Raw genomic sequence first — 23,651 nt, 5'->3', positions numbered from 1 at the left:
GAGCGCAGCGGCGTACCAATCCGCGAGCAAGGGCGTCCTTAACTCGTGACGGAGCAGGTCGGGGTGAAGGGGCAACCATGCCAACCGCCGCATACGCGCAGTACGGTGAGGATCGAACCGCTCACAGGGGAGGTCGGATCCTGACCACGACGCTGCTTCCTGCCCCGCGGTCGAGCTCGGCCGAGGCCGGGTCGCGCTGGCCGTTGACCGGCGACGTCCGCCAGGTCGCGGTCGACCTCGGGCTGGTGCTCGTCGGGGTGCTCGACGTGTGGCTCGGCATGTCGTGGCTGGCCGACGAGAACCCGCCGGCCTACTCGCTGTGGCTGTCCTGGACCGCGGCAGCCGTGCTGCTGCTGCGCCGCCGGTTTCCGTTCGTGGTCGCGCTGCTGACCATCCCCGGCTTCTTCTTCGGCTGGGCGCAGATGGCCGCGATGATCGCCCTGTACGCGGTGGCGCGCCGGTACGTGTGGGGCTGGCAGACGCTGGCCGCGGGCGTGCTGGTGTGGCTGAGCCGCTCGGCGCTGTGGCCGCCGGAGGACTTCCTCAAGTTCCCCTGGTACGCCCACCTGCACTCGGCGATCCGCGGCGTGATGATCGCGGGTCTGCCCATTGCGCTGGCTTTGCTCGCCCACGCCCGCCAGCAGCTCGCCGACCGCATCGCCGAGCTCGCCGAGTCCCGTGAACGCGAACGGGTCCTGCACGCGCACGCCGTCCGTGCCGACGAACGCGCGCGCTTGGCCCGTGAGATGCACGACGTGGTGTCGCACCAGGTCAGCCTCATCGCGATGCAGGCGGGCGCCCTGCGGATGGCCGTGGCCAACGCCGAGCACAAACAGGTGGCGACCACGATCAGGACGCTGTCGACCCGCACGCTGGACGAGCTGCGCCAGCTCGTGTCCGTCCTGCGCACGACCGACGGCGACGACGCCACCCAGCCGGGTGTGGGCGAGCTGCCCGAGCTCGCCGCCGACGCCGGTTTCGAGGTGCAGCTGCAGGTCCACGGGCCGGTGACCGACGTTGCCGCTCCTGTGTCCGGTGCCGTCTACCGCACCGTGCAGGAGGCGTTGACCAACGTCCGCAAGCACGCACCCGGCGCGGCCGCCCACGTGGTGGTGGACGCCGACGACGAGGCCGTGCGCGTCGAGGTGCGCAACACGGCCTCGCCGGAACCCGGTCAGTCACTGCCCGGCGGCGGCCACGGGCTGGTGGGCCTGCGGGAACGCGCCACGTTGCTCGGCGGCGAGTTCTCCGCGGGCCCGACGGACGAGGGGCTACCTGGTCACGGCGTCGTTCCCGACCCAGCGGGCCACAGACAGCTGATGCGACTGGCAGTTGTGCCTGCGGAAGGCGTGGCAGGACTGCTTGGGTTCGAGCCGGTAGGGCGAGTTGTCGTCGTCCCACCGGTCGCGGACGGTCTTGTACAGGCTGTAGGAGGCCATGTCCCAGTCCAGGTCGCGGTCGGTCCGGTGGTGCGGCGAGTCGGGTGAGACCACCGAGTACAGGTGCGCACCCGCCAGCCCTTCTTGCTCGAACACCCGCAGCATGCGGGCGATGTGGCCGGCCTGTTCGCGTTCGTCGCGCACGATGCCGGGCTTGACGACGGGCGGCTCCTGCTCCCAGTCCATGACGTCCCAGCCCATGCCGCCCGCCCGCGCCGCGCCGGTGTAGGTGCAGCAGCCGAACTCCAGCACCATGATCGGCTTGTTCCACCTGCTGCGGTACTGGTCGAGGTCGGCCGTGTACTCGGCATCGGTCTCGAAGTACGGGTAGTAGTCGAGGCCGAGGATGTCGAACAACGACCAGTCGTTCCACTTCGCGTCCGCCCCGGCCGCCGCGCCGTAGGTGATCCGGCCGCCGAAGTTGCCGCGCGCGACCTCGACGGCCTTGACCATGAACTCGCGGAACCGGCGGACGACGTTCGGCCACTCGGTGGCCGGGATGGACCCGGCGTTCTCGATGCGCTCCAGGAACGTGTCGCCGGGCAGGATCCCGGGCGTGAACAGGAAGTGCTCGCAGCCGGTGACGAACTTGACGTTGTCCTGGGTGCGCACCCGTTCCGCCTGACGCGCGGACTCGGCCATGTGCTCCAGGACCTCGCCCTGTGGGTGGTCGTAGAGCCGTGGTTGGACGTACACCTCCATGCCACGCCGTAAAGCCGTGGCCGTGGTCTCGGTGAGACGGCCGATGTCGGAGCCGAACGCCGTGATCGACGGGCAGCGCAGGTCGTCGGCGATCATGCCGATCTCCCGTTCGAGCTGCCGGCGGTTCCACCGCACCCGGCTCGACGGCTCCCCCGCCGCGTGCAGCACCCCGGTGTCGTAACAGACACCGCCGCGCAGACGCGGACGCGCCGACGCCGTCCCCGCACCGAGCCCCACCAGCGCCGCAGCGCCCACGACCGACCTCAGGAACGCCTTTCGAGTGATCATGACTTCCCCCTGACTAGTTGCTCAACTAGGCTACTGTTCATGCAACCAGAAAATGAGTCGAGCGGCCAGCACCAGCGCTCGTTCATCGAGGAGGCCCGGCGCGGGCAGATCGTCGCGGCGACGATCGAGACCATCGCCGAGATCGGGTACGCGAAGGCGTCGTTCGTCCGGATCGCCCAGCGAGCGGGCATCAGCCCGGGCCTGATCACCTACCACTTCGCCAAGCGCGAAGAGCTGATGAAGCAGGTCATGCTGACCGTGCACGACTCGATGGACCGCGCTCTGAGTGCACGCGGTGAGGGCGCGGTGAGCTATCAGGCGGCATTGCGCGCCATCATCGAGGGCTTCGTGCACTACTGCGCCGACCACCCGGCCGAGCTGATCGCGATCTCCCAGATCGCCTCAGCGGCAAGGGACGCCGAGACCGCACGGACCTGGGCGACCGAACAGAACGCGCGCACCCTCACCGAGCTGGAGGAGATGTTCCGCGAGGGTCAGGACGTCGGCGACCTGCGCCGGTTCGACGTGCGGGTGATGGCCGTGTCGGTGCTGGCCGCGATGGAGGCGACCCCGGCCGAGCTCATGACCCGGCCGGACACCGACGTCGCCAGGTACGCGCGGGAGCTCGCGGACCTGTTCGAGCACGCGATCAGCGCTTAGAGGCCAACGCCGCGGAGATGCCCGCTGCCGCACCCAGCACGCCGCACGTCACCGCGATCGGCAGCGTCGGCTCCCTGTCCAGCAGGACCGACACCAGCAGCCACACCGCGAGACCCAGCCCGAACCCGAGCGGCACCGACGCGATGACCGCGCCGACACCGGTCTGCCTGCGGCGCAACGCGCGCAGGTTCGACTCCAGGTACGCCAACGTGAAGAGCAGCAGCAGCGCCGAGCCCGTGCCCATGATGCTCAGCCACGGCGTCTGGTTCGACACGAGCAGGAACTCGCGCCCGTCCGCGGCCGCCGTGACCGCGCCGCCGACGACCCACCGCGCCGCACCCGGCAGTGCGAAGCCCTCCGGACCGCGCGGCACGTCCGCGAGCTGGATACCCGCCAGCGACACGGTGAGGCGTTGCCCCTCCACTGTCACCGGCTCGGACAGGTTCGTCGGGAACGACGGCAGCTCCCGCCCGGTCACCGCGAACGGCACGACCACCAGTGCCAGCAACGAGATCGCGGCCACCAGCCACAACCACCACGGGCTCGTCGGCGCCTTGATCACCTGGGCGGCCGGCACGAGCGTGCTGCTGCCGCTCAACCGGGCGGCCGGCACCGGGTCGACGAGCGTGGCGCGGATCGGCTGCTGGGTGATCGAGATCGCGTCGCGAGGGTGGGCGGGCCGCGCGGACGGCCTGGCCGAGGACACCTGCGGCGCCAGGTGCACCGGCATCTGCAGGCGCATCAGCCAGTCCGGGCCGAACAGGTGCGCCGCGGCACCGGCGAGGTCGACCGCGAACGTCTCCGCGTTGCGGTAGCGGGCCGACGGGTCGCGGACCAGGCTGCGCATCACCACGCCCGCCAGCGGTTCGGGCACGGTCGTCAACGGCCGCGGCTCCTGGTAGACCCGCTTCTGGATCATCGCGATCGGGCCGCCGCCGCGTTCGAACGGCAGGTCGCCGCTCAACAGCTCGTAGAGCACGGTGCCGGTCGCGTAGACGTCCGCCGCCGGCGTCAGCGCGTTGCCCAGCGCCTGTTCCGGCGCGATGTAGGCGGGCGTGCCGAGCACCGCGCCGCCGTGCGTGACGAGGGTGGCGCCCTCGGACACCACCTGGGAGATGCCGAAGTCCGCGACCTTCACCAGGCCGTTCGCGGTGAACAGCAGGTTCTTCGGCTTCACGTCGAGGTGCAGCACCCCGGCCTCGTGCGCCGCGTGCAGCCCGGACAGCGCCGCCAGCACGATCCCGCAGGACTGCTGCGCGGTCAGCCCGTCGGAGGCGAACCGCGACCACACCGTGCCGCCGTCGAGGCGTTCCATCACCAGCAGGTGCTCGCCGTGCTGCCGGACGTAGTCGTACACCGGCACGATGTGCGGGTGGTCGAGCCTGGCCAGCAACCGCGCCTCGTGCTCGAAGCGCTCACTCATCCGCGGGTCCTCGGCCACGGCGGCGGGCAGCCGTTTGATCGCCACCGGCCGGCCGAGCTGACGGTGCACGCCGCCGTAGACGACGCCCATCCCACCCTCGCCGATCTGCTCACCCACGGCGTACTGCGGGAGCGCGGCGACCACACTGGACAACGTCACCGGTGAATCCTCACAGTCTCGGGATCCTCACGGTATCCATTTCGGACAGTTGCTGTTCGCCGGGATGTGGTGTCACGTAGCCGAGGAGCAACGCGACAGCGGCCGCACCGACGATGAACGGGATCTCCGCCGTGGGCGACGGCGCCACCAGCCGCAGCACCGACAACGTGAACACCGCGATCAACCCGGTCCCGATCCCGGCGGGCAGGAACCGCATCGCCCGCTGCCACCGGTTCGCGGGCAGCCGGCGCCGGGCCAGCGCGATCAACGCACCCAGCCACGACAACGCCGTCAGCACCAGCACCCCCAGCCCGAACGCGCCGTAGACCGACCACAGCGAGCCCCGGATGTCACCGGTGGCGTCGAGCGAGGCGATCACCTCGCGCTGCGTGTCGACGACCTCCACCGAGATCGGCAGCAACCCGGTCGCCTGCGTCCCCAGGTCCGTCGGCTCCAGCGGGAACGTCCTCGTCTCGCTCTCCCCCGCCGGCACGTCGAACGGAACCGCTGTGTCGTAGGCGAAGAAGGTCAACGCCAGCGCGGTGCCGCTGATCCGCACGGTCTTCACGCGCTGCACGGTGCTCGTGTCGTTGCGGACGGTGACCGAGACCCTGGCGGTGCGCTCGGGGTCGAGGACGACGACCGCAGCACCGACCGGACTGCTGTCCACTGTGGCTTCGAGCGTCACCGACCCACCCTGTGCGGACGCGGTTGACGGCAGCAGCATAATTCCGCACCACAGCAGTAAACCTGCACCGGTCATACGACGTCTCACTAGCACACCTTCAGGTTCTGTTCCGGGGAGAGGGAATGCGGTCTTCAGGCTTACTCGTGGCGTTGGCCGCCGGTGTTACGGTGCTCGGCGCCACACCGGCAGCCGCCCAGCAGCCGCCGACGCTCTCGGCGAACCCGAACGTCGGAGCCCCGGGTTCGGCCTTCAAGGTCGCGTGGACCGGCGTCTGGTTCGACCCGGACTGCCGCAACTACGCCATGCGCATCGTCTGGGACGGCAAGACCGTAGTGGGCAGCGGCACCGGAACGGGTCGCGGAACGGGTTCCGGTTCGGCAACGGTTCCGACCGGCGCCACCGCCGGTTCGCACTCCGTCACCATCCAGGCGGTCTCCTGCGCGGCCAGCCTGCCACGGCAACCGGTCACGTTCACCGTGCGGATCCCGCCCACCACCACGACCACCCCGCCGCCGACCACGCAGCCACCCGTCACCAACCCCCCGGTGACGAACCCACCGGTCACCAACCCGCCCGTGACGCGCCCGCCGGTCACCACCACGACCACCACCGCGCCGACCACGACCACGACGACCAGCGCTCCCCCGTCGTCGTCGGACACGCCGTCCTCCACCGACCCGTTCGGCTCCTCCGGTGACGGCGTCCTCGTGCTCGACAAGGAGAACATCCAGCCCGGCGACGACCTGACCGCGTCCGGCACCGGCTGCCCCAAGGGCGCCAGCGTCACCCTCAAGTCGCTCGGCCAGGACGTCGGCCGCGCCACCGCCAACGACAACGGCGACTTCACCGCACCCGTGAAGTTCGCGAACATCGAACCGGGCCGGCACAAGGTGCGCGCCGAGTGCGGCATCACGCTGGTCGGCAACGTCGACGTGACGCTGTCCAGCTCGTCCGGCGGCACGTCGAGCACGCTCGTGGTGCTGCTGTTCTTCCTGCTGATCGGTGCCGCGATGCTGCGCCGCCAGTTCGCGGGCCTGCGCCGCTAGCCGAACCGAGCACGGAGGAACGCGAAAGGCCCCCTCTTCCGCAGAGGGGGCCTTTCAGCGTTGTCCGAGAACTACGGCTCTTCGCGCTGACGACGCAGCTTGGCGAGAGCCTCTTCGAGGATCGCCTCGCCGTCCGCGTCGGAGCGCCGCTCCTTCACGTACGCCAGGTGCGTCTTGTACGGCTCGTTGCGCGGAGGCGCGGGTGGCGTCTGCTCGTCACGACCTGCCGGCAGGCCGCAGCGCGGGCAGTCCCAGTTGTCCGGCACCTCCGCGTCGACCGCGAAGGAAGGCCGGGACTCGTGACCGTTCGCGCACCAGTACGACACCCGACGACGGGGCGCGGACTCGCCGCGCTCCGACTCGCCCATCGGGCCTGCGCCGACGCGGGTACCGCGAATCGCGTTACCACCAGACATCGACCGTTACACCCCCACCAAGTGGTTACCCCAAGCCCCGAAGGGCTTCTGCCGCTGAACGGAGATCAGCCACCCGCGCCGGGCAGCTTGATCAGCAGTCCGATGCCCACGATCGCGATGATCCAGACCGCGCCGACGAACAGCGTCAGGCGGTCGAGGTTCTTCTCGACGACGGACGAACCGGACAGACTCGACTGCATGCCGCCGCCGAACAGCGAAGAAAGGCCGCCACCACGGCCGCGGTGCAGGAGCACCAGCAGCACCAGCAGCACGCTGGAGACGATCAACAGGATCTGCAGGAACAGGACCATTTCTTCCTCACTGACAGGCAGCCGACGCCATAGAGTACCTGCTCGACTGCCGAACGTGTGCAACCACTTGGGGTGCGTGGTTTATCCAGATCAACCTAGGGTAGAGGTCCACCCGCAGCCAGAGCGCACAGCTTGGTGAATTCGTCGGCCTGCAGGCTGGCACCGCCGACCAGCGCGCCGTCGATGTCCTTCTGCGCGATGAGCTCGCCGATGTTCGACGACTTCACCGAACCGCCGTAGAGCACCCGCACGACCGCCGCGGTCTCCTCGCCGTACTTCTCCGCCACGAACGAGCGGACCAGCGAGCACACCTCCTGGGCGTCGGCCGAGGACGCGGTCTTGCCCGTGCCGATCGCCCACACCGGTTCGTAGGCGAACACGACCTTGGCGACCTGCTCGGCGGTGAAGCCCTTGAGGCCGTCCTCCAGCTGCTGGCGGACGAGCTCCAGGTGACCCTTGGCCTCGCGGACGTCGAGCTTCTCGCCGAAGCAGAAGATCGGCGTGACCTCGTGCTTCAGCGCGGCCGCGATCTTGGCGTTGACCAGCGCGTCGGTCTCGCCGTGGTACTCGCGGCGCTCGGAGTGCCCGACGACGACGTAGTGGCAGCCGAGCTTCTTCAGCATCAGGCCCGACACCTCGCCGGTGTAGGCACCGGAGTCGTACCGCGAGATGTCCTGCGCGCCGTACTTGAGCAGCAGCTTGTCGCCGTCGACCAGCGTCTGGATGCTGCGGATGTCGACGAACGGCGGGAGGACGGCCACCTCGACCTTGGCGAAGTACTTCTCCGGCAGGGCGAAGGCGATCTTCTGCACGAGGCCGATCGCTTCGAGGTGGTTGAGGTTCATCTTCCAGTTGCCCGCGATGAGCGGGAGCCGGGCTGCCATCAGGACTCCAAAACGCTGATGCCGGGGAGGTCCTTGCCCTCGAGGAACTCCAGGGAGGCGCCACCACCGGTGGAGATGTGTGAGAAGCCGTCCTCGGGCAGACCCAGCGCGCGGACGGCCGCGGCGGAGTCACCGCCGCCGACGACGGTGAACGCGTCGGACGCCACGAGCGCCTCGGCCACGGCACGGGTGCCGCCGGCGTAGGTCTCGATCTCGAACACGCCCATCGGGCCGTTCCAGAACACGGTCTTGGCGTCGGCGAGCTTCGAGGCGAAGAGCTCCCGCGACTTCGGGCCGATGTCGAGGCCCATCTTGCCGGCGGGGATCGCGTCGGTGCCGACGACGTCGTGCTCGGTGTTGCCGAACTCGGCGGTGACCAGCACGTCGACCGGCAGCACGAGCTCGACGCCGCGCTTCTCGGCCTCCGCGAGGAAGCCCTTGACCTGGTCGAGCTGGTCTTCCTGCAGCAGCGACGTGCCGACCTCGTGGCCCTGGGCCTTGAGGAACGTGTACGCCATGCCGCCGCCGACCAGCAGCCGGTCGACCTTGGTCAGCAGGTTCGCGATGACGCCGAGCTTGTCGGAGACCTTCGCGCCGCCGAGCACGACGACGTACGGGCGCTCCAGGTCGTCGGTCAGCTTGCGCAGCACGCCGAGCTCGGTCTCCACGAGACCGCCGACGTACGCGGGGAGCTTCTGCGCCACGTCGTAGACCGAGGCCTGCTTGCGGTGCACGACACCGAAGCCGTCGGACACGAACGCGTCCGCGAACGAGGCGAGCTCGTCGGCCAGCGCCGCGCGCTCCGCGTCGTCCTTCGAGGTCTCGCGGGCGTCGAAGCGGACGTTCTCCAGCATCACGACGCCACCGTCGGTCAGCGCGCCGACCGCGGACGTGGCGGACGGGCCGACGAGGTCCTCTGCCAGCGTGACCTCGATGCCGAGCAGCTCACCGAGGCGAGCGGCGGCCGGGGCCAGGGAGAACTCGGGGTCCGGCTCGCCCTTGGGGCGGCCGAGGTGGGCGGTGACGACCACGCGGGCACCGGCGTCGGCCAGTGCCTTGATCGTCGGCACCGACGCGCGGACACGGCCGTCGTCGGTGATCTTGTCGCCATCGAGGGGGACGTTCAGGTCGGCGCGCACGAGCACGCGCCGACCCGCGACACCCTCGGCGAGCAGGTCGCTGAGAGTCTTCACTGACTGTCCGTTCCCGCTGCTCAGATCTTGGACGCGACGAGCTTGACCAGGTCCGCGAGGCGGTTGGAGTAGCCCCACTCGTTGTCGTACCAGCCGACGACCTTGACCTGGTTGCCGATGACCTTGGTCAGCGGCGCGTCGTAGATGCACGAGTGCGGGTCGGTGACGATGTCGGCCGACACGATCGGGTCGGTCGAGTACTTCAGGATGCCGGCCAGCGGGCCCTCGGCGGCGGCCTTGTACGCGGCGTTGACCTCGTCGACGGTGACCTCGCGCTTGAGCGTGACGGTCAGGTCGGTGGCCGAGCCGGTGGGGATCGGCACGCGCAGCGCGTAGCCGTCGAGCTTGCCCTTGAGCTCCGGCAGGACCAGGCCGATGGCCTTCGCGGCACCGGTCGAGGTCGGCACGATGTTCAGCGCGGCGGCGCGGGCACGGCGGAGGTCGCTGTGCGGCGCGTCCTGCAGGTTCTGGTCCTGCGTGTACGCGTGGATCGTGGTCATGAGGCCCTGCTCGATGCCGAAGCTGTCGTTGAGGACCTTGGCCAGCGGCGCGAGGCAGTTCGTGGTGCAGGACGCGTTCGAGATGATCGTCTGCGACCCGTCGAGCTTCTCCTCGTTCGCGCCGATGACGACGGTGAGGTCCTCGTTCTTGGCCGGCGCGGAGATGATGACCTTCTTGGCGCCACCCTCGTCGACGTGCGAGCGGGCCTTGGTGGCGTCGGTGAAGAAGCCGGTCGACTCGACGACGACGTCGACGCCGAGGTCCTTCCAGGGCAGCTTGCCCGGCTCGCGCTCGGCGAGAGCCTTGATGACCTTGCCGTCGACGGAGATGCCCTCGTCGGTGACCTGCACGTCGGCGTCCAGGCGACCGAGGATGCTGTCGTACTTCAGCAGGTGGGCCATGGTGGCGACGTCACCGAGGTCGTTGAACGCGACGATCTCGATGTCGTGGCCGCCGGCACGCACCGCGCGGAAGAAGTTGCGGCCGATGCGACCGAACCCGTTGACACCTACACGAACCGTCACGACGGACTCCTTGCGTTCAGCTGGCAGGAACAAGCCCACCCTATCTGCCGAACTGCGTCGCTGGTCACAGGGATAGTGAGTATCTCTGGATCGAGCCAGAAAAAGGGGTCCTGACTAGGCCGTTCGGCGGCGCACCGCGCGGAGCACCCAGAGGTAGGCGCTCAGCTCCTCCGCGGCCTCCGCGGCGGTGCGGCAGGCCTCGGCGCTGTCCTCGCGGGCACCCCGCCCGACGACCGCGACGATCCTGGCGAGCCACTCGTCGACCACCGCGCGGTCCTGCGGCGGGACGAGCGAGGTGTGCGGCGGCTGCGGCTGCGCTGTCATGACCCGATCGTGTCCACGCCGCGAGGACGCCTTCAATACCCCGAATCAGCGGGTGTTACGGGCCGTTACACGCCGGTACGGTCGTTGCTCATGACGGCCGGTGCCGCCTGCGTGACATGTGGAAACCCCTTGAGCGACGCGTCCTCCGGGCGCCGGTACTGCTCCAACGCGTGCCGTCAGCGCGCGTACCGCTCGCGTTCGTCCGCCCGTCCGGACACCCCGCGCGCTCTCCTCCCCACCCCGCTCGACAGCTTCGTCGGCCGCCGCGAGGAGCTCGCGGCGCTGGCCGGGCTGGGCTCGGAGCACCGCCTGGTGAGCCTCGTCGGTCCGGCGGGCGCGGGCAAGACCCGGTTGGCCGTGCAGCACGCGGGCAAGCGCACCGGCCAGGTGTGGTGGGCACCGCTCGCGTCGGCGTCCGACGTGGTCCGGGCGGTCTACCAGGCCGTGGGCGCGCACCCGTTGCCGAACCGCTCGGTGCGCGAGGCCGTGATCACCGAGGTCGACCGGCACCGCCGCCCGCTGCTGGTGCTGGACAACTGCGAGCACGTGCTGGCCGACGCCGCCGACCTGGTCTCCGAACTGCTGGCCCGCTGCCCGCGGCTGCGCGTGCTGACGACCTCGCGCGAACCGCTGCGGCTGCCCGGCGAGCAGGTCTTCGCGGTGGGCGAACTGGGTCTGCCACCCGCTGACATCGATGTCTTGACCGCTTTGCGTTACGACGCCGTACAGCTCTTCCGCGACCGCGCCGTGGCCGTCGACCGCTCGTTCGTGGTGGACGGCTCCAACGTCGCCAACGTGGTGGCCGTGTGCCGCTTCCTGGACGGCATGCCGCTGGCGATCGAACTGGCCGCGCGCCGGATGACCGTCCTGTCCCCCGCCGACGTGCTGGCCCGCCTCGGCGACCCGGCCCTGCTGACCGGCGGCCCGCGCACCGCCGACGACCGCCACCGCACCCTGCACGCCGCGATCGGCTGGAGCTACGACCTGCTCTCCGGCGCCGAGCAGTCGGCCTGCCGCCGCCTGGCCGTGCTCGGCGTGCCCTTCGACCTCGGCGTCGCCTCGGCGGTCTGCGACGTCCCCGACGCCCTGGACCTGCTGACCGGCCTGGAGCAGAAGTCCCTGCTGGTCGTGGACCGCGCGGCCGGCCACACCACGTTCCGCCAGCTGGAGTCGATCCGCCTGTACTGCCACTCGCGCGCCGCCGAGTCCGGCGACCTGCCCGTCGTGGCCGACCGCGTCGTCGACTGGGTGTGCTCGGTCGTCGAACCGGAGATCTCCCGCTTCTTCCCCACCCCGTCCGCGGTGCTGCTGCTGGACCGCAACATCGGCCTGCTCGACCTCGCCATCGCCCGCACCACAGAGCTGTCCGACTGGTCCCGCCACGCTCTGACGGTCGTCGCCCAGGCCTGGACGTCCACCTCAGCCGGCCCGCGCGGCGCCTCGACCTCGCTCCTGCACCGCGCCCTGTCCCAGGAGATGCCGGCCTCGTACCGCAGCGTTCTGACCGCGCTGGCCGCCATGCACCACCGCGTGCGCGGCGACTGGGAGGTGACCCGCCGGTTCGCTCTTGAGTCATTGGCGATCGAGCGTTCGGGCGCCGGCCGGCCGGGAACGTTGGCGCGTGCTCTGGAAGTTCTGGCTTCCGCTGAGGCACACACCGGGAACCCTGCTGCGGCTTGGGAGTTGTTCGACGAGGCCGTGGCGTTGTTGCGGGCCTCTGGAGACAAGCTCGCGCGGGGAGTGCTGCTGAATTCCTATGCGTGGACGTTGGTGCAGCACGGTTTCGCGGACCTGGCTGCGCCTTTGGTTGCTGAGTCTCTGACATTGGTGCGGCTGTTGGGTTTGCCGCACATGTTGAACCCTGTGCTGCACACGGCCGGTGCGCTTGCGTTGGCGCGTGGGGACTTCGCTGCTGCTGTGGAGCTGTTCCGGGAGTCGTTGGAAGTCGGGTCGGAGCATCCGATGGACCAGTTCTACGACCTGGAGGGGTTGGCTCTGGGGCTGGTCGGCGTCGGGTCGGATGACTCGCGCGCTTTGTCGCTGCTGACCGCGGCTTCCGTTGTGCGGACCCGGTACGACTTCCGGGCCGAGCCCTACTGGCAGGCGTTGCTGGACGAGGCGCGTTCGGTGTGCCGGTCGCGGATTGCTGCTGGGCGGTTGCGGGCGGCGGAGTCTTGTGGGGAACGGATGTCGTTGCCCCAGGCCATCTCCTACGCCTTGACACCGGCCGTCGCGGATCCTGGTGGGGTGATCTCGGCGCGGGAGATGCACGTGGCGACGTTGGTGGCGGAGGGGTTGACGAACCGGCAGATCGGGGTGCGGCTGGGGATCTCGCAGCACACCGTCGCGCGGCATGTGACACACGCTCGCGCCAAGTTGGGGTTGCGGTCACGCGCGCAGCTGGCGGTGTGGGCTGGTCGTCACTCCTAGGCCTCTCGCCGCCACCTCACGAGATTTTCGTGCAGCGCCGCCTGCGGTGGGACGATGCCGGCCCGGAGTGGCAACGCAGCGGCACGGTGGGGCGGGTGGACGTGCACGCCGCCGTTGATCGTGCCCGCCTGCACCGCGGTGCCCGAGACGTCGTGGGCGGTGTTGGCCACCTGGTCCGGTGGCACGGACTGGTCGTGCAACACCGAACCAGTATCGCTCAGTGGACTGCTCAGACCTCGGCTTCGAGCATCTCCGCCGTGACCGCCGACTCGGTGTCGGGCAGGCCCAGGTCCTTCGCGCGCTTGTCGGCCATGGCCAGGAGACGCCTTATGCGTCCGGCAACAGCGTCCTTGGTCATCTGCGGGTCGGACAGCTGGCCGAGCTCCTCCAGCGACGCCTGCCGGTGGGCCAGGCGGAGCTGGCCGGCTGCTGCCAGGTGGTCGGGGGCCTCCGGGCCGAGGATCTCCAGGGCGCGGGCGACGCGGGCTGCGGCGACCGGCGCGGCCGAGCGGCGGAGGTTGGCGTCGTCGAAGTTCGCGAGGCGGTTGGCGGTGGCGCGGACCTCGCGACGCATGCGGCGTTCTTCCCAGGCCAGGACGCTGTCGTGGGCGCCGAGGCGGGTGAGCATGGCGCCGATGGCGTCGCCGTCCCTGATGACCACGCGTTCGGCGCCGCGGACCTCGCGCTGCTTGGAGGCGATGCCCATCCTGCGGGCCGCGCCGACCAGTGCCAGCGCCGCCTCGGGGCCGGGGCAGGTGATCTCCAGCGAGGAGCTGCGGCCCGGTTCGGTGAGCGAGCCGTGGGCCAGGAAGGCGCCGCGCCACTGCCTCGGCGTCGCACACGCCGCCGGAGACCACGGGCGCGGGCAGGCCGCGCACGGGACGGCCGCGCGGGTCGAGCAGGCCGGTCTGGCGGGCCAGGCCCTCGCCGTCCTTGACCACGCGGACGACGTAGCGGGTGCCCTTGCGCAGGCCGTTCGACTGGATCGTGAACACCTCGGCGTGGTGGCCGTAGAGCGCCTGGATCTCCTTGAGCAGCCTGCGGGCGGCGGAGCCGAGGTCCAGCTCGGCCTCGACGACCACCCGGCCGGACACGATGTGCAGGCCACCGGCGAACCTGAGCAGGGACGAGACCTCCGCGCGGCGGCAACAGGTCTTGGATACCGCGAGCCTGCTCAGCTCGTCCTTGACCGCCGACGTCATCGCCACGGGTCTGTCCCTCCCACTCCGGTCTCCTCGACCACTTGCCTCAGGCACCCTGCCAACGCCTCCGGATCGTGCCGGTCGGCAGCGTCCGGTGCGGCGATCTTGGCCAGGTGCGTTCGCGCACCCAGTGCCGAGGCGGCTCGCGTCAACCGGTCCGGCGTCGGGACCGAGTCGACGTCGGCGATCACCGCGTCCACCTTCAGCTCGGGTGCGTGCTCGCAGACTACGTCCAGATGCCGCTCGGGTGAGAAACCGGCGGTTTCACCCGGCTGGGGGACGAGGTTGAGCACGAGGACCTTCTTGGCGCGCGTTCGCACCAGCGCGTCGTGCAGCTCGGGGACCAGCAGGTGCGGCAACACGCTGGTGAACCACGATCCGGGACCGAGTAGCACGAGATCGGCGGCAAGTACAGCCTCCACCGCCTGCGGACAGCCGACAGGTCGCCCGTTCGGGGCAGCCAGCCGGATGCGCCGCACCAGTCCCGGCGTGGTCGCGATGGCGACCTGGCCCCTGATCCGCCGCACGTCCTTGACGTCCTCGTCGAGGCCGGTGACGTCGGCCTCGATATCGAGCGGGTCGTTCGACATCGGCAGCACCCGCCCCCGCACCCCGAGCAGCCTGCCCGTGAGCTCGAGCACCGCGACCGGGTCGCCGAGCTGCTCGAGCAGCCCGGCGATCACCAGGTTGCCGACCGCGTGGCCGGCCAGCGCTCCCGTGCCGCCGAAGCGGTGCTTGAACAGGGACGTCCACAGCTGGCTGTGCTCGTCCTCCCCCGCCAGCGCCGCCATGGCCTTGCGCAGGTCACCCGGCGGCAGCAGGTCCGTGATCTCGCGCCGCAACCGCCCCGACGAGCCCCCGTCGTCCGCGACGGTCACCACGGCCGTCACGTCGTCGGTCACCCGCCGCAACGCCGACAGCGTCGCGTGCAGCCCGTGCCCACCACCTAGAGCAACTGCTTTCAACTTCGTCACTCGCGTCCCAGATCCCTGTGCACAACCTTGACCGCCATGCCGTCCTCGCTGGCCAGCCGAGCCGACAGCTCCTCGGACAGGGCAACGCTGCGGTGCTTGCCACCCGTGCACCCGATGGCGAGCGTCAGGTACCGCTTGCCCTCACGCCGGTAACCGGCGCCGACCAGCCTGAGCAACTCGTGGTACCGGTCCAGAAATTCCTCAGCGCCCTCCTGCGACAACACGTAGTTGCGCACCTCACCGTCCAGCCCGGTCTGTTCGCGCAGCTCGGGGATCCAGAACGGGTTGGGCAGGAACCGCACGTCCATGACCAGGTCGGCGTCCATCGGCAGCCCGTACTTGTAGCCGAAGCTCAGCACGGTGACCCGCGTCCTGGTGGCCGCCTCGGTGCCGAAGGTGTCCTCGATCTTGGCCCTGAGCTGGTGGACGGACAGGGCTGACGTGTCGAGCACCAGGTCGGCCTCCTGCTTGAGCGGGGTCAGCAGGATCCGCTCGGCCTCGATGCCGTCCTGCAACCGCCCGTCACCCTGCATCGGGTGACCCCGCCGCACCGCCTCGAACCGGCGGATCAGCACGGCATCGGTGGCCTCGAGGAACAGCACCCGCGGCTTGTACCCGCGCGCGTCCAGGTCCTTGATGATCGACGCGAGGTCTTCGGTGAACGCACGACTGCGCACGTCCATCACGACGGCAACCCTGGTGATCGCCCCACGCGCCTGCGCGCCGAGCTCGACCATGGTGGCGATGAGTTCCGGGGGCAGGTTGTCGACGACGAACCAGCCGAGGTCCTCCAGGCACTTGGCCGCGGTGCTGCGACCCGCACCGGACAGCCCGGTCACCACAGCGACTTCGATGCCGGACTTCTCCGCGTTCACGACTACGACTCCGTTACCTGTTCATGAGCGAACGCATCAGCTTCCGCTCTCGTTTGGCCAGCTCTGCGGGTTCGGCACCGAGCTCTTCGGCGGCGCCGGGTGCAGTCTCCCCCGCGAACCCCTCCGCGCGCCGCAGGTTCGGCCCGCGAAGAAGCGCGCGTCACGGTGAGCCCGCCCGCGCGCGTCACGGTCAGCCCGCTCGCGGGCGTCATGGTGAGCCCGCCCGCGGTTGGTGGACGTCTCGGTCGCGGACCCGGTTGTGTCGTGCGGGTTCGCGGGGTCGTCACTCGGGCGGGTGAATGTTGTCCGGATCCGCGCTGGGGGGCGTCTGTCAGGTGGCTCGGAAACATGGTCGTCCTCGCCGCGCCTAGAAGGAAGGGCGGGTGGGGGCGGCCTGCGCTGCTCGGCCAGAGGGGCGGATGTGGGCCAGTGCAACCAGGACGGAGGGACGTAGAGCCAGCCCAGCCAAGCCGGAGGGACGTAGAGCCTGCGCAGCCAAGCCGGAGCCAGCCCAGCCAAGCCGGAAGGACGTAGAGGCAGCCCAGCTCGGCCGACACCGCCGGACCGCCGACTCCGCGCGAAGAGAGCGAGCGGGCCGCACGCCCCGCTGCTTGGACGGGCCGCCCGCACATCACAACGGGCGGCGGCAGCGGCACCGCCGGCAAGGCTGTGGGGATCGGCTCCGGCCGGCCTGCACGGGGACATGGGCGTCACCCCGCGATCGGACAGCTCGCCTGGAACGCCAGCCGCTCGTCGGCCCTCGCCGCGATCCGGTCGAGCTCGTCGTCGAGGGCCAGGAAGACGTCCCACGGCTCGCGGCCGCCGACCGTGGCCAGGTGCGTGGTCACCAGGTGTTCGAGGTCCTCGACGCGCTTGGCCTTCCACACCTTGTCGGCCAGGCTGACCAGCAGTTCCTCGAAGGTGGTCGCCGAGCTCCACGAGCCGTGCGTGCCGGCGAACCGGGCCAGGCGTTCGGGAACGCCGTGGTGGCGGAGGAGCGCGTGGCCGGCGGGTTCGTGGGCCGAGCCGGGACCGGACAGCTCGGCCGGGTGCTCGACCTTGCCGATGTCGTGGGTGGCCGCGCCGAACAGGACCGCCTCGCGGTCGAACGTCGCGGTGGGGTGGTGGCGGGTGACCCAGTCGACCAACTGGCAGGCGACGTCGTGCACCGCGCGCAGGTGGGCGACCAGCCTGGGCTGGGCGTGCAGAGTGGTCAGGAGCTCGGCGGCGTCGGGGGGCAGCGGCCGCAGCCACGCGGCGTCGCAGCGCCCGCTCGCTGCCCGGCGGGCGTGCCGGTCGGCGGCTGAGCCAGGTGGCACGAGCGAGGCCGGAGCGGCGGACCGGCGAACCGGAGCAGCCGCCGAGGCAACCGGGTCGACGCGAACCAGCCGGCGGGCGAGCCGGTCGGCGGCGGGCGAGCCGGTCGCGGCGGGCGAGCCGGTCGCGGCGGTGGGCTCTGAGCCGGTTGACGCAGGCGAGCCGGCCGGGTCGGGGATGAGATGGTCAAGGCAGCGGTTCCCGGTCTGCCAGCGGAGGCGGCGTGGCCCCGGAGTCGGCTGAGGCGGCGAAGGTGGCGAAGTCGCCGGAGCCGAGGTAGCAGCCCGAGTCGGCGTGGCCGAGCCGACGTGGCAGACGGAGCCGAGGTGGTCGCCCGGCGCACCGCGGCCGACGGGTTGAGGGCGGCTGGCGAGGGGCGGCGGCGAGCGGCGGGCGAGGGAGCGGCGGGCGCGGGAGTGGCGGGCGATGCCGAAGCCGTCGTCGGGGCGCTGGCCGTGGTAAGGGCCACGACGACGGCTTCGGCGGTGCGGCGGCCGAAGCCTGGGAGGTCGCTGATTTCGTCGATGGTGGCCTGTTTGAGCTTGCGGACCGAGCCGAAGTGTTTGAGCAGGGTGGCCTTGCGGGCCTCGCCGAGGCCGGGGACGTTGTCGAGCTCGGAGGCGATCATGCGCTTGGAGCGCTTTTGGCGGTGGTAGGCGATGGCGAAGCGGTGGGCCTCGTCGCGGACGCGTTGGAGGAGGTAGAGGGCGTCGCTGGTGCGCGGGAGGATGACCGGGTCCGGTTCGCCGGGGACCCAGACCTCTTCGAGGCGTTTGGCGAGGCCGACGACTGCCACGTCGTTGATGCCGAGTTCGGCGAGGACGTCGGCGGCTGCGGCGGCTTGGGGGGCGGCGCCGTCGACCACCAGGAGGTTGGGCGGGTAGGCGAACTTGCGGGGTTTGCCGGTGTCCGGGTCGATGCCGGGGTTGGGGCCGCCGTTGGCGGTTTCGCGGAGCATGGCTTGGAAGCGGCGGCGGACCACCTCGGCGATGGAGGCCACGTCGCCCTCGGTGGCGGCCTCGCGGATGGCGAAGCGGCGGTACTCGGACTTGCGGGCCAGGCCGTCTTCGAAGACCACGAGGGAGGCGACCACGTCGGTGCCCTGGACGTGGCTGATGTCGATGCACTCGATGCGCAGCGGGGCGGTGTCGAGGGCTAGGGCCTCCTGGATCTCCTGCAGGGCGGCGGAGCGGGCGGTGAGGTCGCCTGCGCGGCGGAGCTTGTGCTGGGCGAAGGCCTCGGAGGCGTTGCGCGCCACCGTTTCGAGCAGGGCGCGCTTGTCGCCCCGCTGGGGGACGCGCAGGGCCACGCGGGAGCCGCGTTGTTCGGAGAGCAGGTCCTCCAGGGCCGCGGCGTCGTCGGGCAGCACCGGGACGAGGACCTCGCGCGGGGTGCTTTCGGTGTTGTCGCCGTAGAACTGCATGATGAACTGGTCGACGAGGCCCGCGTCGTCGACGGCCTCCACCTTGTCCAGCACCCAGCCGCGCTGGCCGCGGACCCGGCCGCCGCGCACGTGGAACACCTGGACCGAGACCTCGAGCTCGTCCTGCGCGAACGCCATCACGTCCGCGTCCGTGCCGTCGCCGAGCACGACGGCCTGCTTCTCCATGGCGCGGCGCAGGGCGCCCAGGTCGTCGCGCAGCCGGGCCGCGCGTTCGAACTCCAGCTCCTCCGAGGCCTGCAGCATCTCGCGTTCGAGGCGGCGGACCATGTGGTCGGTCTTGCCGGCGAGGAAGTCGCAGAAGTCGTCGACGATGTCGCGGTGCTGGTCCGCGGAGACCTTGCCCACGCACGGCGCGGAGCACTTGTCGATGTACCCGAGCAGGCAGGGGCGCCCGATTTGGTTGTGGCGCTTGAAAACGCCGGCCGAGCACGTGCGCGCGGGGAAAACGCGCAGCAGCAGGTCCAAAGTCTCGCGAATCGCCCACGCGTGTGCGAACGGGCCGAAGTAGCGCACGCCTTTCTTGCGCGGGCCGCGGTAGACGTGCAGCCGCGGGTAGTCCTCGAACAACGTGACGGCCAGCACCGGGTACGACTTGTCGTCGCGGTACCGGACGTTGAACCGCGGGTCGAACTCCTTGATCCAGCTGTACTCCAGCTGCAGCGCCTCGACCTCGGTGGTCACGACGGTCCACTCGACCGACGCCGCCGTGGTCACCATCTGCCGCGTGCGCGGGTGCAGCCCGGACAGGTCCGCGAAGTACGAGTTCAGCCTGCTGCGCAAGCTCTTCGCCTTGCCGACGTACACGACCCGGCCACCGGCGTCCCGGAACTTGTAGACGCCGGGGGCCTCGGGAATCGTGCCCGGAGAGGGGCGGTACGTCGAAGGATCTGCCACGTGACCCAGCCTAACGACGGGGTCTGACAAAAACTGAAAGGGTCAGGCCAGCACGATCTGGTCGCCGTCCACGCGCACGTTCACGGCCCGCAGGCCCGTCGTCGCCGGCCCCTTCTTCACCTTGCCGTCCGCCGCGGCGAACTGGCTGCCGTGCGACGGGCACGTGATCGTGCCGCCGGACGGTTCGGCGACCATCGAGCCCTGGTGCGGGCACGTCGCGTCGAACGCCTTGACCTCGGTGGCCGAGACGCGGGCGATCACGATCTTCTTGCCGCCGGGTGCGTCCACGACCGCTCCGCCGCCCTCCGGCACGTCGGCCAGCGCGACCAGCGCCCCGCCGGCGGCACCGGTGGAGCCCGTCGAGCCGGTGGAGCCCGTCGAGCCGGTGTTCGGGGTGGTGCCGCCTCCCCGGGTGGGCGAGGTGCCGGTCGACGAGCCGGACGAGCAGGCCACGAGGCCGCTGGGCACGGCGAGGGCAACCGCGATTCCGCACAAAGCAGCCCGCCTGCTTACTGGGCTTTCGGTGTTCACGACCGATCCTCCGTGGTGGGTGGTGTTCGGGGTCACACCACAGCATTACGCGACCAGGTCCGCAGAAGTTCAGCCACGCGCCCGATGCACAGCAATTCCACAGGTCTCAGGCAAGCACCAGGTCATCGCCTGAAAGTGTGATGGCAACCTCGGTCAACCCGGAAGTCGCAGGTCCTTTGCGGACCGCGCCACTCGACGGGTCGAAGGTGCTCCCGTGCAACGGGCAGGTGATCACACCGCCGGCGGGCGGGTTCACCAGCGAGCCCACGTGCGGGCAGGAGGGGTTGAAGGCGCGAAATTCACCTGATCGAGGCTGCACGACGAGCAGCTGGGCGTTGCCGGGCATGTCCACCAGCACGCCGCTGCCCACCGGCACGGAGGCGGCCGGGGTGACGCGGTCTCCCACACGGGCGGTTCCGACACCGCCCGTCTTGCGAGGCGCAGGCTCGCCACACGCACTCAAAGCCGCGACGAGCCCGCACAACAACACTGAACGACGTTCCACGGACGCCGATTATCGGCGCTGGTCCTCCGCGACGGCCGTCCGGGCCAGCGCGAGCACCGCGGTGAACGGCGGGAACCAGTGCCGGGAGTGCGACGGCGGGTTGGCCCACCGCAGCGATCCGTACCTGGTCATCGTGGGTGGCAGCGCGATCCGGTGCGGCGATCGCACGAACTGGACCTCCGTCGGGGCCTTGAGGTGCGTCGGCAGCAACGCGACCAGCTCGGCCAGGAAGATCCAGTGCTCGCGCGGGCCGGGGATGACGGTGACCGGCCCGGCGAGCATGCGCGACTTGAGGTCGGCCAGCACGCGCGACCCGATGCGCGCGGGCATGGCCAGGGCGGTGGTGGCGGGCCCGAGGGGCAGGAACACGCCCTGCTCGGTGACCTGCACCTGCCAGCCGAGCAACCGGTAGCCGGCGACGGCCTCCCCGATCATCCGGTCGTGTGCCCTGTTCTGTGGGATACCGGTACTACCCGTCCCGGTTTCCGCGGTCGTGAGGCTCATCGGCGGTCGTCCTCCCCTATGGGTGGGTCAGGCACTGGTCACGGGGATCGGCCCGCGACCCGACGATGTGCAGGGTGCGTCGCAGTTCGCGACAACACCACTCGTCCCGTGCATGGGCTTCATGCAGCGGATGTATGAAGCTCATCCGCCGGGCGGGGGTACCAGCGGTGCGACACGCGAATTCATTACGTCTTATGCATGAGATGGATGGACGGACGATCACGGCTCCGTACACTTGGGAATCGCTCAGTGACGGGGGCGATGCCGATGGATGCCGCGAGACCCAAATCCAGGCGCGCATGCCCGTGTGGAGCGTTCATCGCCGCAGACAACACCGACCGGTTGTGTCACCGGTGCCGCCGGAACGCCCGTTCCGTCGTGCACGGCCCACCCGCGGTCCCCGACGACTTCTGGAACCACCCCTCGGTCGCGGCCGCCTGCACCGACCGCGACATGGGTGCGTTGATCTCCGCCTATCGCCACCACCCGCACCACCTCAGCCGGGTGTCCCAGGACCGCATGGCGGCGTGGCTCGGCATCAGCCAGGCCCAGCTGTCGCGTTACGAATCGGGCGAGAACCCGATCGACCGCCTCGACCGCCTGCGCCACTTCGCGCTGGTCCTCGGCGTGCCGGGCGATCGGCTGTGGTTCGACCGGGTCGTCATCCCAGCTCAGGTGGGCTCTGCAGAAACGGGCCCGCCGGATGTGCTCGCAGCCCCGTGGGAGGCGACGAGCATTGCCCGTTCGGTCGAGGAGACGGCGAGGAGCGACTTGGCGATCAGCAGACGAGCGGCGCTCACGGGAGCGGCCGCGGTGACGGTGGGGTCCGCACTGGTCGAGCCGCTGCAGCGCTGGCTGCACCCGCTGCAGAACCTGTCGCGGTGGTCGTCGCACTCGGCGATCAGCGAGGAGGAGCTGGCCGCGCTGCAGCGCGTGGCCGACGGCCTGCGCGGCTGGGGTGGCCGGGGCGGCTACGGACTGGCCCGCAAGGCCGTCCTGGGTCAGCTCGACGAACTGGCCGAACGCCTCCAGCGCGCCCCCGCGGGCCCGTTGACGGAACGCGCGTTCTTCATCGGCGCCGAGCTGTCGAAGGTGGCCGCGAGCATGTCGTTCGACGCGGGGCTGCACAACGCCGCCCAGCGCTACTACGTGCTCGCCATCCGCATGGCCAAGGCGGGCCACAACGACGGCTTCGCCGCACTCTGCCTGGCCGCGATGGCCCGGCAGATGTTCGACCTGGGCCGCCCCGAGGACGGCTTGGAGCTCGTCCAACTCGGCCAGTACGGCACGCGCCGCACCGGCACGCCGGCGTTGAAGGCCCTGCTGCTGACCCGCGAGGCCTGGGCCTACGCGCAGATGGGCAAGGTCCGCGAGTTCCACCAGGCCGTGGGCATGGCCCAGGACACCTTCGCCCAGCGCTCCGGCACCGAACCCGGCTACCTGCACAGCTTCGACGAGGCAGAGCTGGAGGGCGTGATCGGCGCCCGCTGCCGTGACCTGGCCATGCATGACCCCTCTCAGGCCGTGTACGCCGAACAGCACATTCGGCGCGCATTGGAACTGAGGGACCCCTCGAAGGTGCGCAACCGCGCTTTCGACGTAATCGGACTGGCGCGGACCAAGATGGTCGCGGGAGACCCGGAGGCGGCGTGCGGGTTGATCAACGAGGTCCTGCCGACAGCGGCGAAGCTCTCCTCGGGACGGGTCCTGCGCAAACTCGAGGACTTCGCCAAGGAGGCGGCACGGCACCGCCACATCCCCGCCGTGCAGGACACCCGCGACGCGATCAGGGCGATTCGGACGGCCTGATGCGCATCGGCATCACCGGCCACAGCAACCTGGTCCCGGAGTGCATCCCGGCCGTCCAGGCGGCTTTGGCCGCGGTGTTGGAGGAGCTGGACCGGCCTCTGGTCGGCGTCACGTGCCTGGCACCGGGCGCCGACCAGATCTTCGCGCGCGCCGTGCTGGACCTGGGCGGGCAGGTGGAGGTCGTGCTGCCCGCCCTCGACTACCGCGACCGCCTCAAACCGCACCAGGTGGCCGAGTACGACGAGCTCCGCGCCGCCGCGACGGTGGTCAGCGTCCTGCCGCACATGACGTCGGGCCGCTTGGCCTACGTGGCGGCGAACGAACGGATGCTGGCCTCGGTCGAGATGCTCGTGGCGGTGTGGGACGGGGTGCCGGGCCAGGGCAGGGGCGGGACGGCGGACGTGGTGGAGCAGGCGCGGGCGTCGGGGGTGCCGATCGAGGTCGTGTGGCCGGCGGAGGCGCGGCGGAAGTCGTGAGCGCAGGCTGACGCGGGGGTCCCCTCGCCTTTTGGCTCCCCCGCGGCCCACGGTACTCAGACGGTCTGACAGTTTCGGTGGGCTGAGCTGGCTCGGGCGAGCAGGGCGGGCGCAGGCGGCCCGAGAGCGGTC

The 23,651-nt window shown here is 70.5% G+C and carries 21 protein-coding genes and 2 pseudogenes; 6 read left to right on the top strand and 17 right to left on the bottom strand.

What is annotated here, in order from left to right:
• Nucleotides 1-77 precede the first annotated feature (77 nt).
• Entirely contained in the window at nt 78-1,487 is a 1,410-nt protein-coding gene (locus BBK82_RS47815; protein ID WP_083268181.1) for a sensor histidine kinase, read from the top strand.
• A 981-nt stretch (nt 1,488-2,468) separates the two neighbouring features.
• Nucleotides 2,469-3,089, top strand: coding sequence for a TetR/AcrR family transcriptional regulator (locus BBK82_RS27440; protein ID WP_065917582.1), 621 nt, complete (start codon nt 2,469-2,471; stop codon nt 3,087-3,089).
• On the opposite strand, the gene BBK82_RS27435 is transcribed toward BBK82_RS27440, so the two are convergent.
• Both BBK82_RS27435 and BBK82_RS27430 read right to left on the bottom strand, forming a co-directional pair.
• Nucleotides 3,079-4,671: a serine/threonine-protein kinase gene (locus BBK82_RS27435; RefSeq protein WP_065917581.1), complete on the bottom strand. Its 1,593-nt coding sequence runs from the start codon at nt 4,669-4,671 to the stop codon at nt 3,079-3,081. The two genes, BBK82_RS27440 and BBK82_RS27435, sit on opposite strands and share 11 nt — an antisense overlap.
• A gap of 10 nt (nt 4,672-4,681) precedes the next feature.
• On the bottom strand, nt 4,682-5,359 hold the full coding sequence (locus tag BBK82_RS27430) for a hypothetical protein (protein ID WP_237047601.1): 678 nt from the start codon (nt 5,357-5,359) through the stop codon (nt 4,682-4,684).
• 122 nt (nt 5,360-5,481) lie between these two features.
• Between BBK82_RS27430 and BBK82_RS54405 the strand changes: the two genes are divergently transcribed.
• Complete coding sequence (locus tag BBK82_RS54405; protein ID WP_237047600.1) at nt 5,482-6,405, top strand: hypothetical protein; 924 nt, start codon at nt 5,482-5,484, stop codon at nt 6,403-6,405.
• A 71-nt stretch (nt 6,406-6,476) separates the two neighbouring features.
• On the opposite strand, the gene BBK82_RS27420 is transcribed toward BBK82_RS54405, so the two are convergent.
• From BBK82_RS27420 to BBK82_RS27395, 6 genes are all read right to left on the bottom strand, one after another.
• Nucleotides 6,477-6,821 (bottom strand): RNA polymerase-binding protein RbpA, encoded by a 345-nt coding sequence (locus BBK82_RS27420; RefSeq protein WP_065917580.1) that lies wholly within the window; start codon nt 6,819-6,821, stop codon nt 6,477-6,479.
• A 65-nt stretch (nt 6,822-6,886) separates the two neighbouring features.
• Nucleotides 6,887-7,132, bottom strand: coding sequence for a preprotein translocase subunit SecG (secG, locus tag BBK82_RS27415; protein WP_065917579.1), 246 nt, complete (start codon nt 7,130-7,132; stop codon nt 6,887-6,889).
• Nucleotides 7,133-7,227: 95 nt separating this feature from the next.
• Nucleotides 7,228-8,016, bottom strand: a complete 789-nt coding sequence (tpiA, locus tag BBK82_RS27410) for a triose-phosphate isomerase (RefSeq protein WP_065917578.1) — start codon at nt 8,014-8,016, stop codon at nt 7,228-7,230.
• The gene (locus tag BBK82_RS27405; RefSeq protein WP_179953704.1) at nt 8,016-9,209 is read right to left on the bottom strand and encodes a phosphoglycerate kinase; all 1,194 of its coding nucleotides are present in this window, start codon (nt 9,207-9,209) and stop codon (nt 8,016-8,018) included. The genes tpiA and BBK82_RS27405 overlap by 1 nt, the downstream gene beginning before the upstream one ends.
• 20 nt (nt 9,210-9,229) lie before the next feature.
• Entirely contained in the window at nt 9,230-10,234 is a 1,005-nt protein-coding gene (gene gap, locus BBK82_RS27400) for a type I glyceraldehyde-3-phosphate dehydrogenase (RefSeq protein WP_065921388.1), read from the bottom strand.
• Between the two features lie 114 nt (nt 10,235-10,348).
• Entirely contained in the window at nt 10,349-10,558 is a 210-nt protein-coding gene (locus BBK82_RS27395) for a hypothetical protein (protein ID WP_065917577.1), read from the bottom strand.
• A 129-nt stretch (nt 10,559-10,687) separates the two neighbouring features.
• On the opposite strand from BBK82_RS27395, the gene BBK82_RS27390 reads away from it, so the two are divergent.
• Nucleotides 10,688-12,988, top strand: a complete 2,301-nt coding sequence (locus BBK82_RS27390) for an ATP-binding protein (protein WP_065917576.1) — start codon at nt 10,688-10,690, stop codon at nt 12,986-12,988.
• On the opposite strand, the gene BBK82_RS27385 is transcribed toward BBK82_RS27390, so the two are convergent.
• The 9 genes and pseudogenes from BBK82_RS27385 to BBK82_RS27345 all read right to left on the bottom strand — a co-directional run bounded on the left by BBK82_RS27385 (nt 12,985) and on the right by BBK82_RS27345 (nt 21,165).
• Nucleotides 12,985-13,191 (bottom strand): hypothetical protein, encoded by a 207-nt coding sequence (locus BBK82_RS27385; RefSeq protein ID WP_065917575.1) that lies wholly within the window; start codon nt 13,189-13,191, stop codon nt 12,985-12,987. The two genes, BBK82_RS27390 and BBK82_RS27385, sit on opposite strands and share 4 nt — an antisense overlap.
• Nucleotides 13,192-13,217: 26 nt before the next feature.
• A pseudogene (gene whiA, locus BBK82_RS27380) lies at nt 13,218-14,196 on the bottom strand (DNA-binding protein WhiA).
• Complete coding sequence (locus BBK82_RS27375) at nt 14,187-15,155, bottom strand: gluconeogenesis factor YvcK family protein (RefSeq protein ID WP_065921387.1); 969 nt, start codon at nt 15,153-15,155, stop codon at nt 14,187-14,189. Before BBK82_RS27375 ends, whiA begins: the two are co-directional and overlap by 10 nt.
• 5 nt (nt 15,156-15,160) lie before the next feature.
• A complete protein-coding gene (rapZ, locus tag BBK82_RS27370) occupies nt 15,161-16,018 on the bottom strand; it encodes an RNase adapter RapZ (protein ID WP_065921386.1) in 858 nt (285 codons plus the stop codon).
• A 731-nt stretch (nt 16,019-16,749) separates the two neighbouring features.
• Complete coding sequence (locus BBK82_RS27365) at nt 16,750-17,358, bottom strand: HD domain-containing protein (RefSeq protein WP_237047599.1); 609 nt, start codon at nt 17,356-17,358, stop codon at nt 16,750-16,752.
• A 452-nt stretch (nt 17,359-17,810) separates the two neighbouring features.
• A pseudogene (gene uvrC, locus BBK82_RS27360) lies at nt 17,811-19,694 on the bottom strand (excinuclease ABC subunit UvrC); the annotation flags it as partial.
• A gap of 42 nt (nt 19,695-19,736) precedes the next feature.
• A complete protein-coding gene (locus BBK82_RS27355) occupies nt 19,737-20,162 on the bottom strand; it encodes a Rieske (2Fe-2S) protein (RefSeq protein ID WP_237047598.1) in 426 nt (141 codons plus the stop codon).
• A gap of 169 nt (nt 20,163-20,331) precedes the next feature.
• On the bottom strand, nt 20,332-20,595 hold the full coding sequence (locus BBK82_RS27350; RefSeq protein WP_237047597.1) for a Rieske (2Fe-2S) protein: 264 nt from the start codon (nt 20,593-20,595) through the stop codon (nt 20,332-20,334).
• 144 nt (nt 20,596-20,739) lie between these two features.
• Complete coding sequence (locus BBK82_RS27345) at nt 20,740-21,165, bottom strand: hypothetical protein (protein ID WP_237047596.1); 426 nt, start codon at nt 21,163-21,165, stop codon at nt 20,740-20,742.
• A 447-nt stretch (nt 21,166-21,612) separates the two neighbouring features.
• Here BBK82_RS27345 and BBK82_RS27340 point away from each other — a divergent pair, with 447 nt between their 5' ends.
• Both BBK82_RS27340 and BBK82_RS27335 read left to right on the top strand, forming a co-directional pair.
• Nucleotides 21,613-23,043, top strand: coding sequence for a helix-turn-helix domain-containing protein (locus BBK82_RS27340; RefSeq protein ID WP_237047595.1), 1,431 nt, complete (start codon nt 21,613-21,615; stop codon nt 23,041-23,043).
• Complete coding sequence (locus tag BBK82_RS27335) at nt 23,043-23,519, top strand: hypothetical protein (protein ID WP_065917572.1); 477 nt, start codon at nt 23,043-23,045, stop codon at nt 23,517-23,519. The genes BBK82_RS27340 and BBK82_RS27335 overlap by 1 nt, the downstream gene beginning before the upstream one ends.
• The last annotated feature ends 132 nt before the right edge of the window (nt 23,520-23,651 follow it).

Origin of the sequence: Lentzea guizhouensis, from assembly GCF_001701025.1 — a bacterium.
GTDB lineage: Bacteria > Actinomycetota > Actinomycetes > Mycobacteriales > Pseudonocardiaceae > Lentzea > Lentzea guizhouensis.
This window is presented reverse-complemented; position numbering and strand designations above follow the sequence as displayed.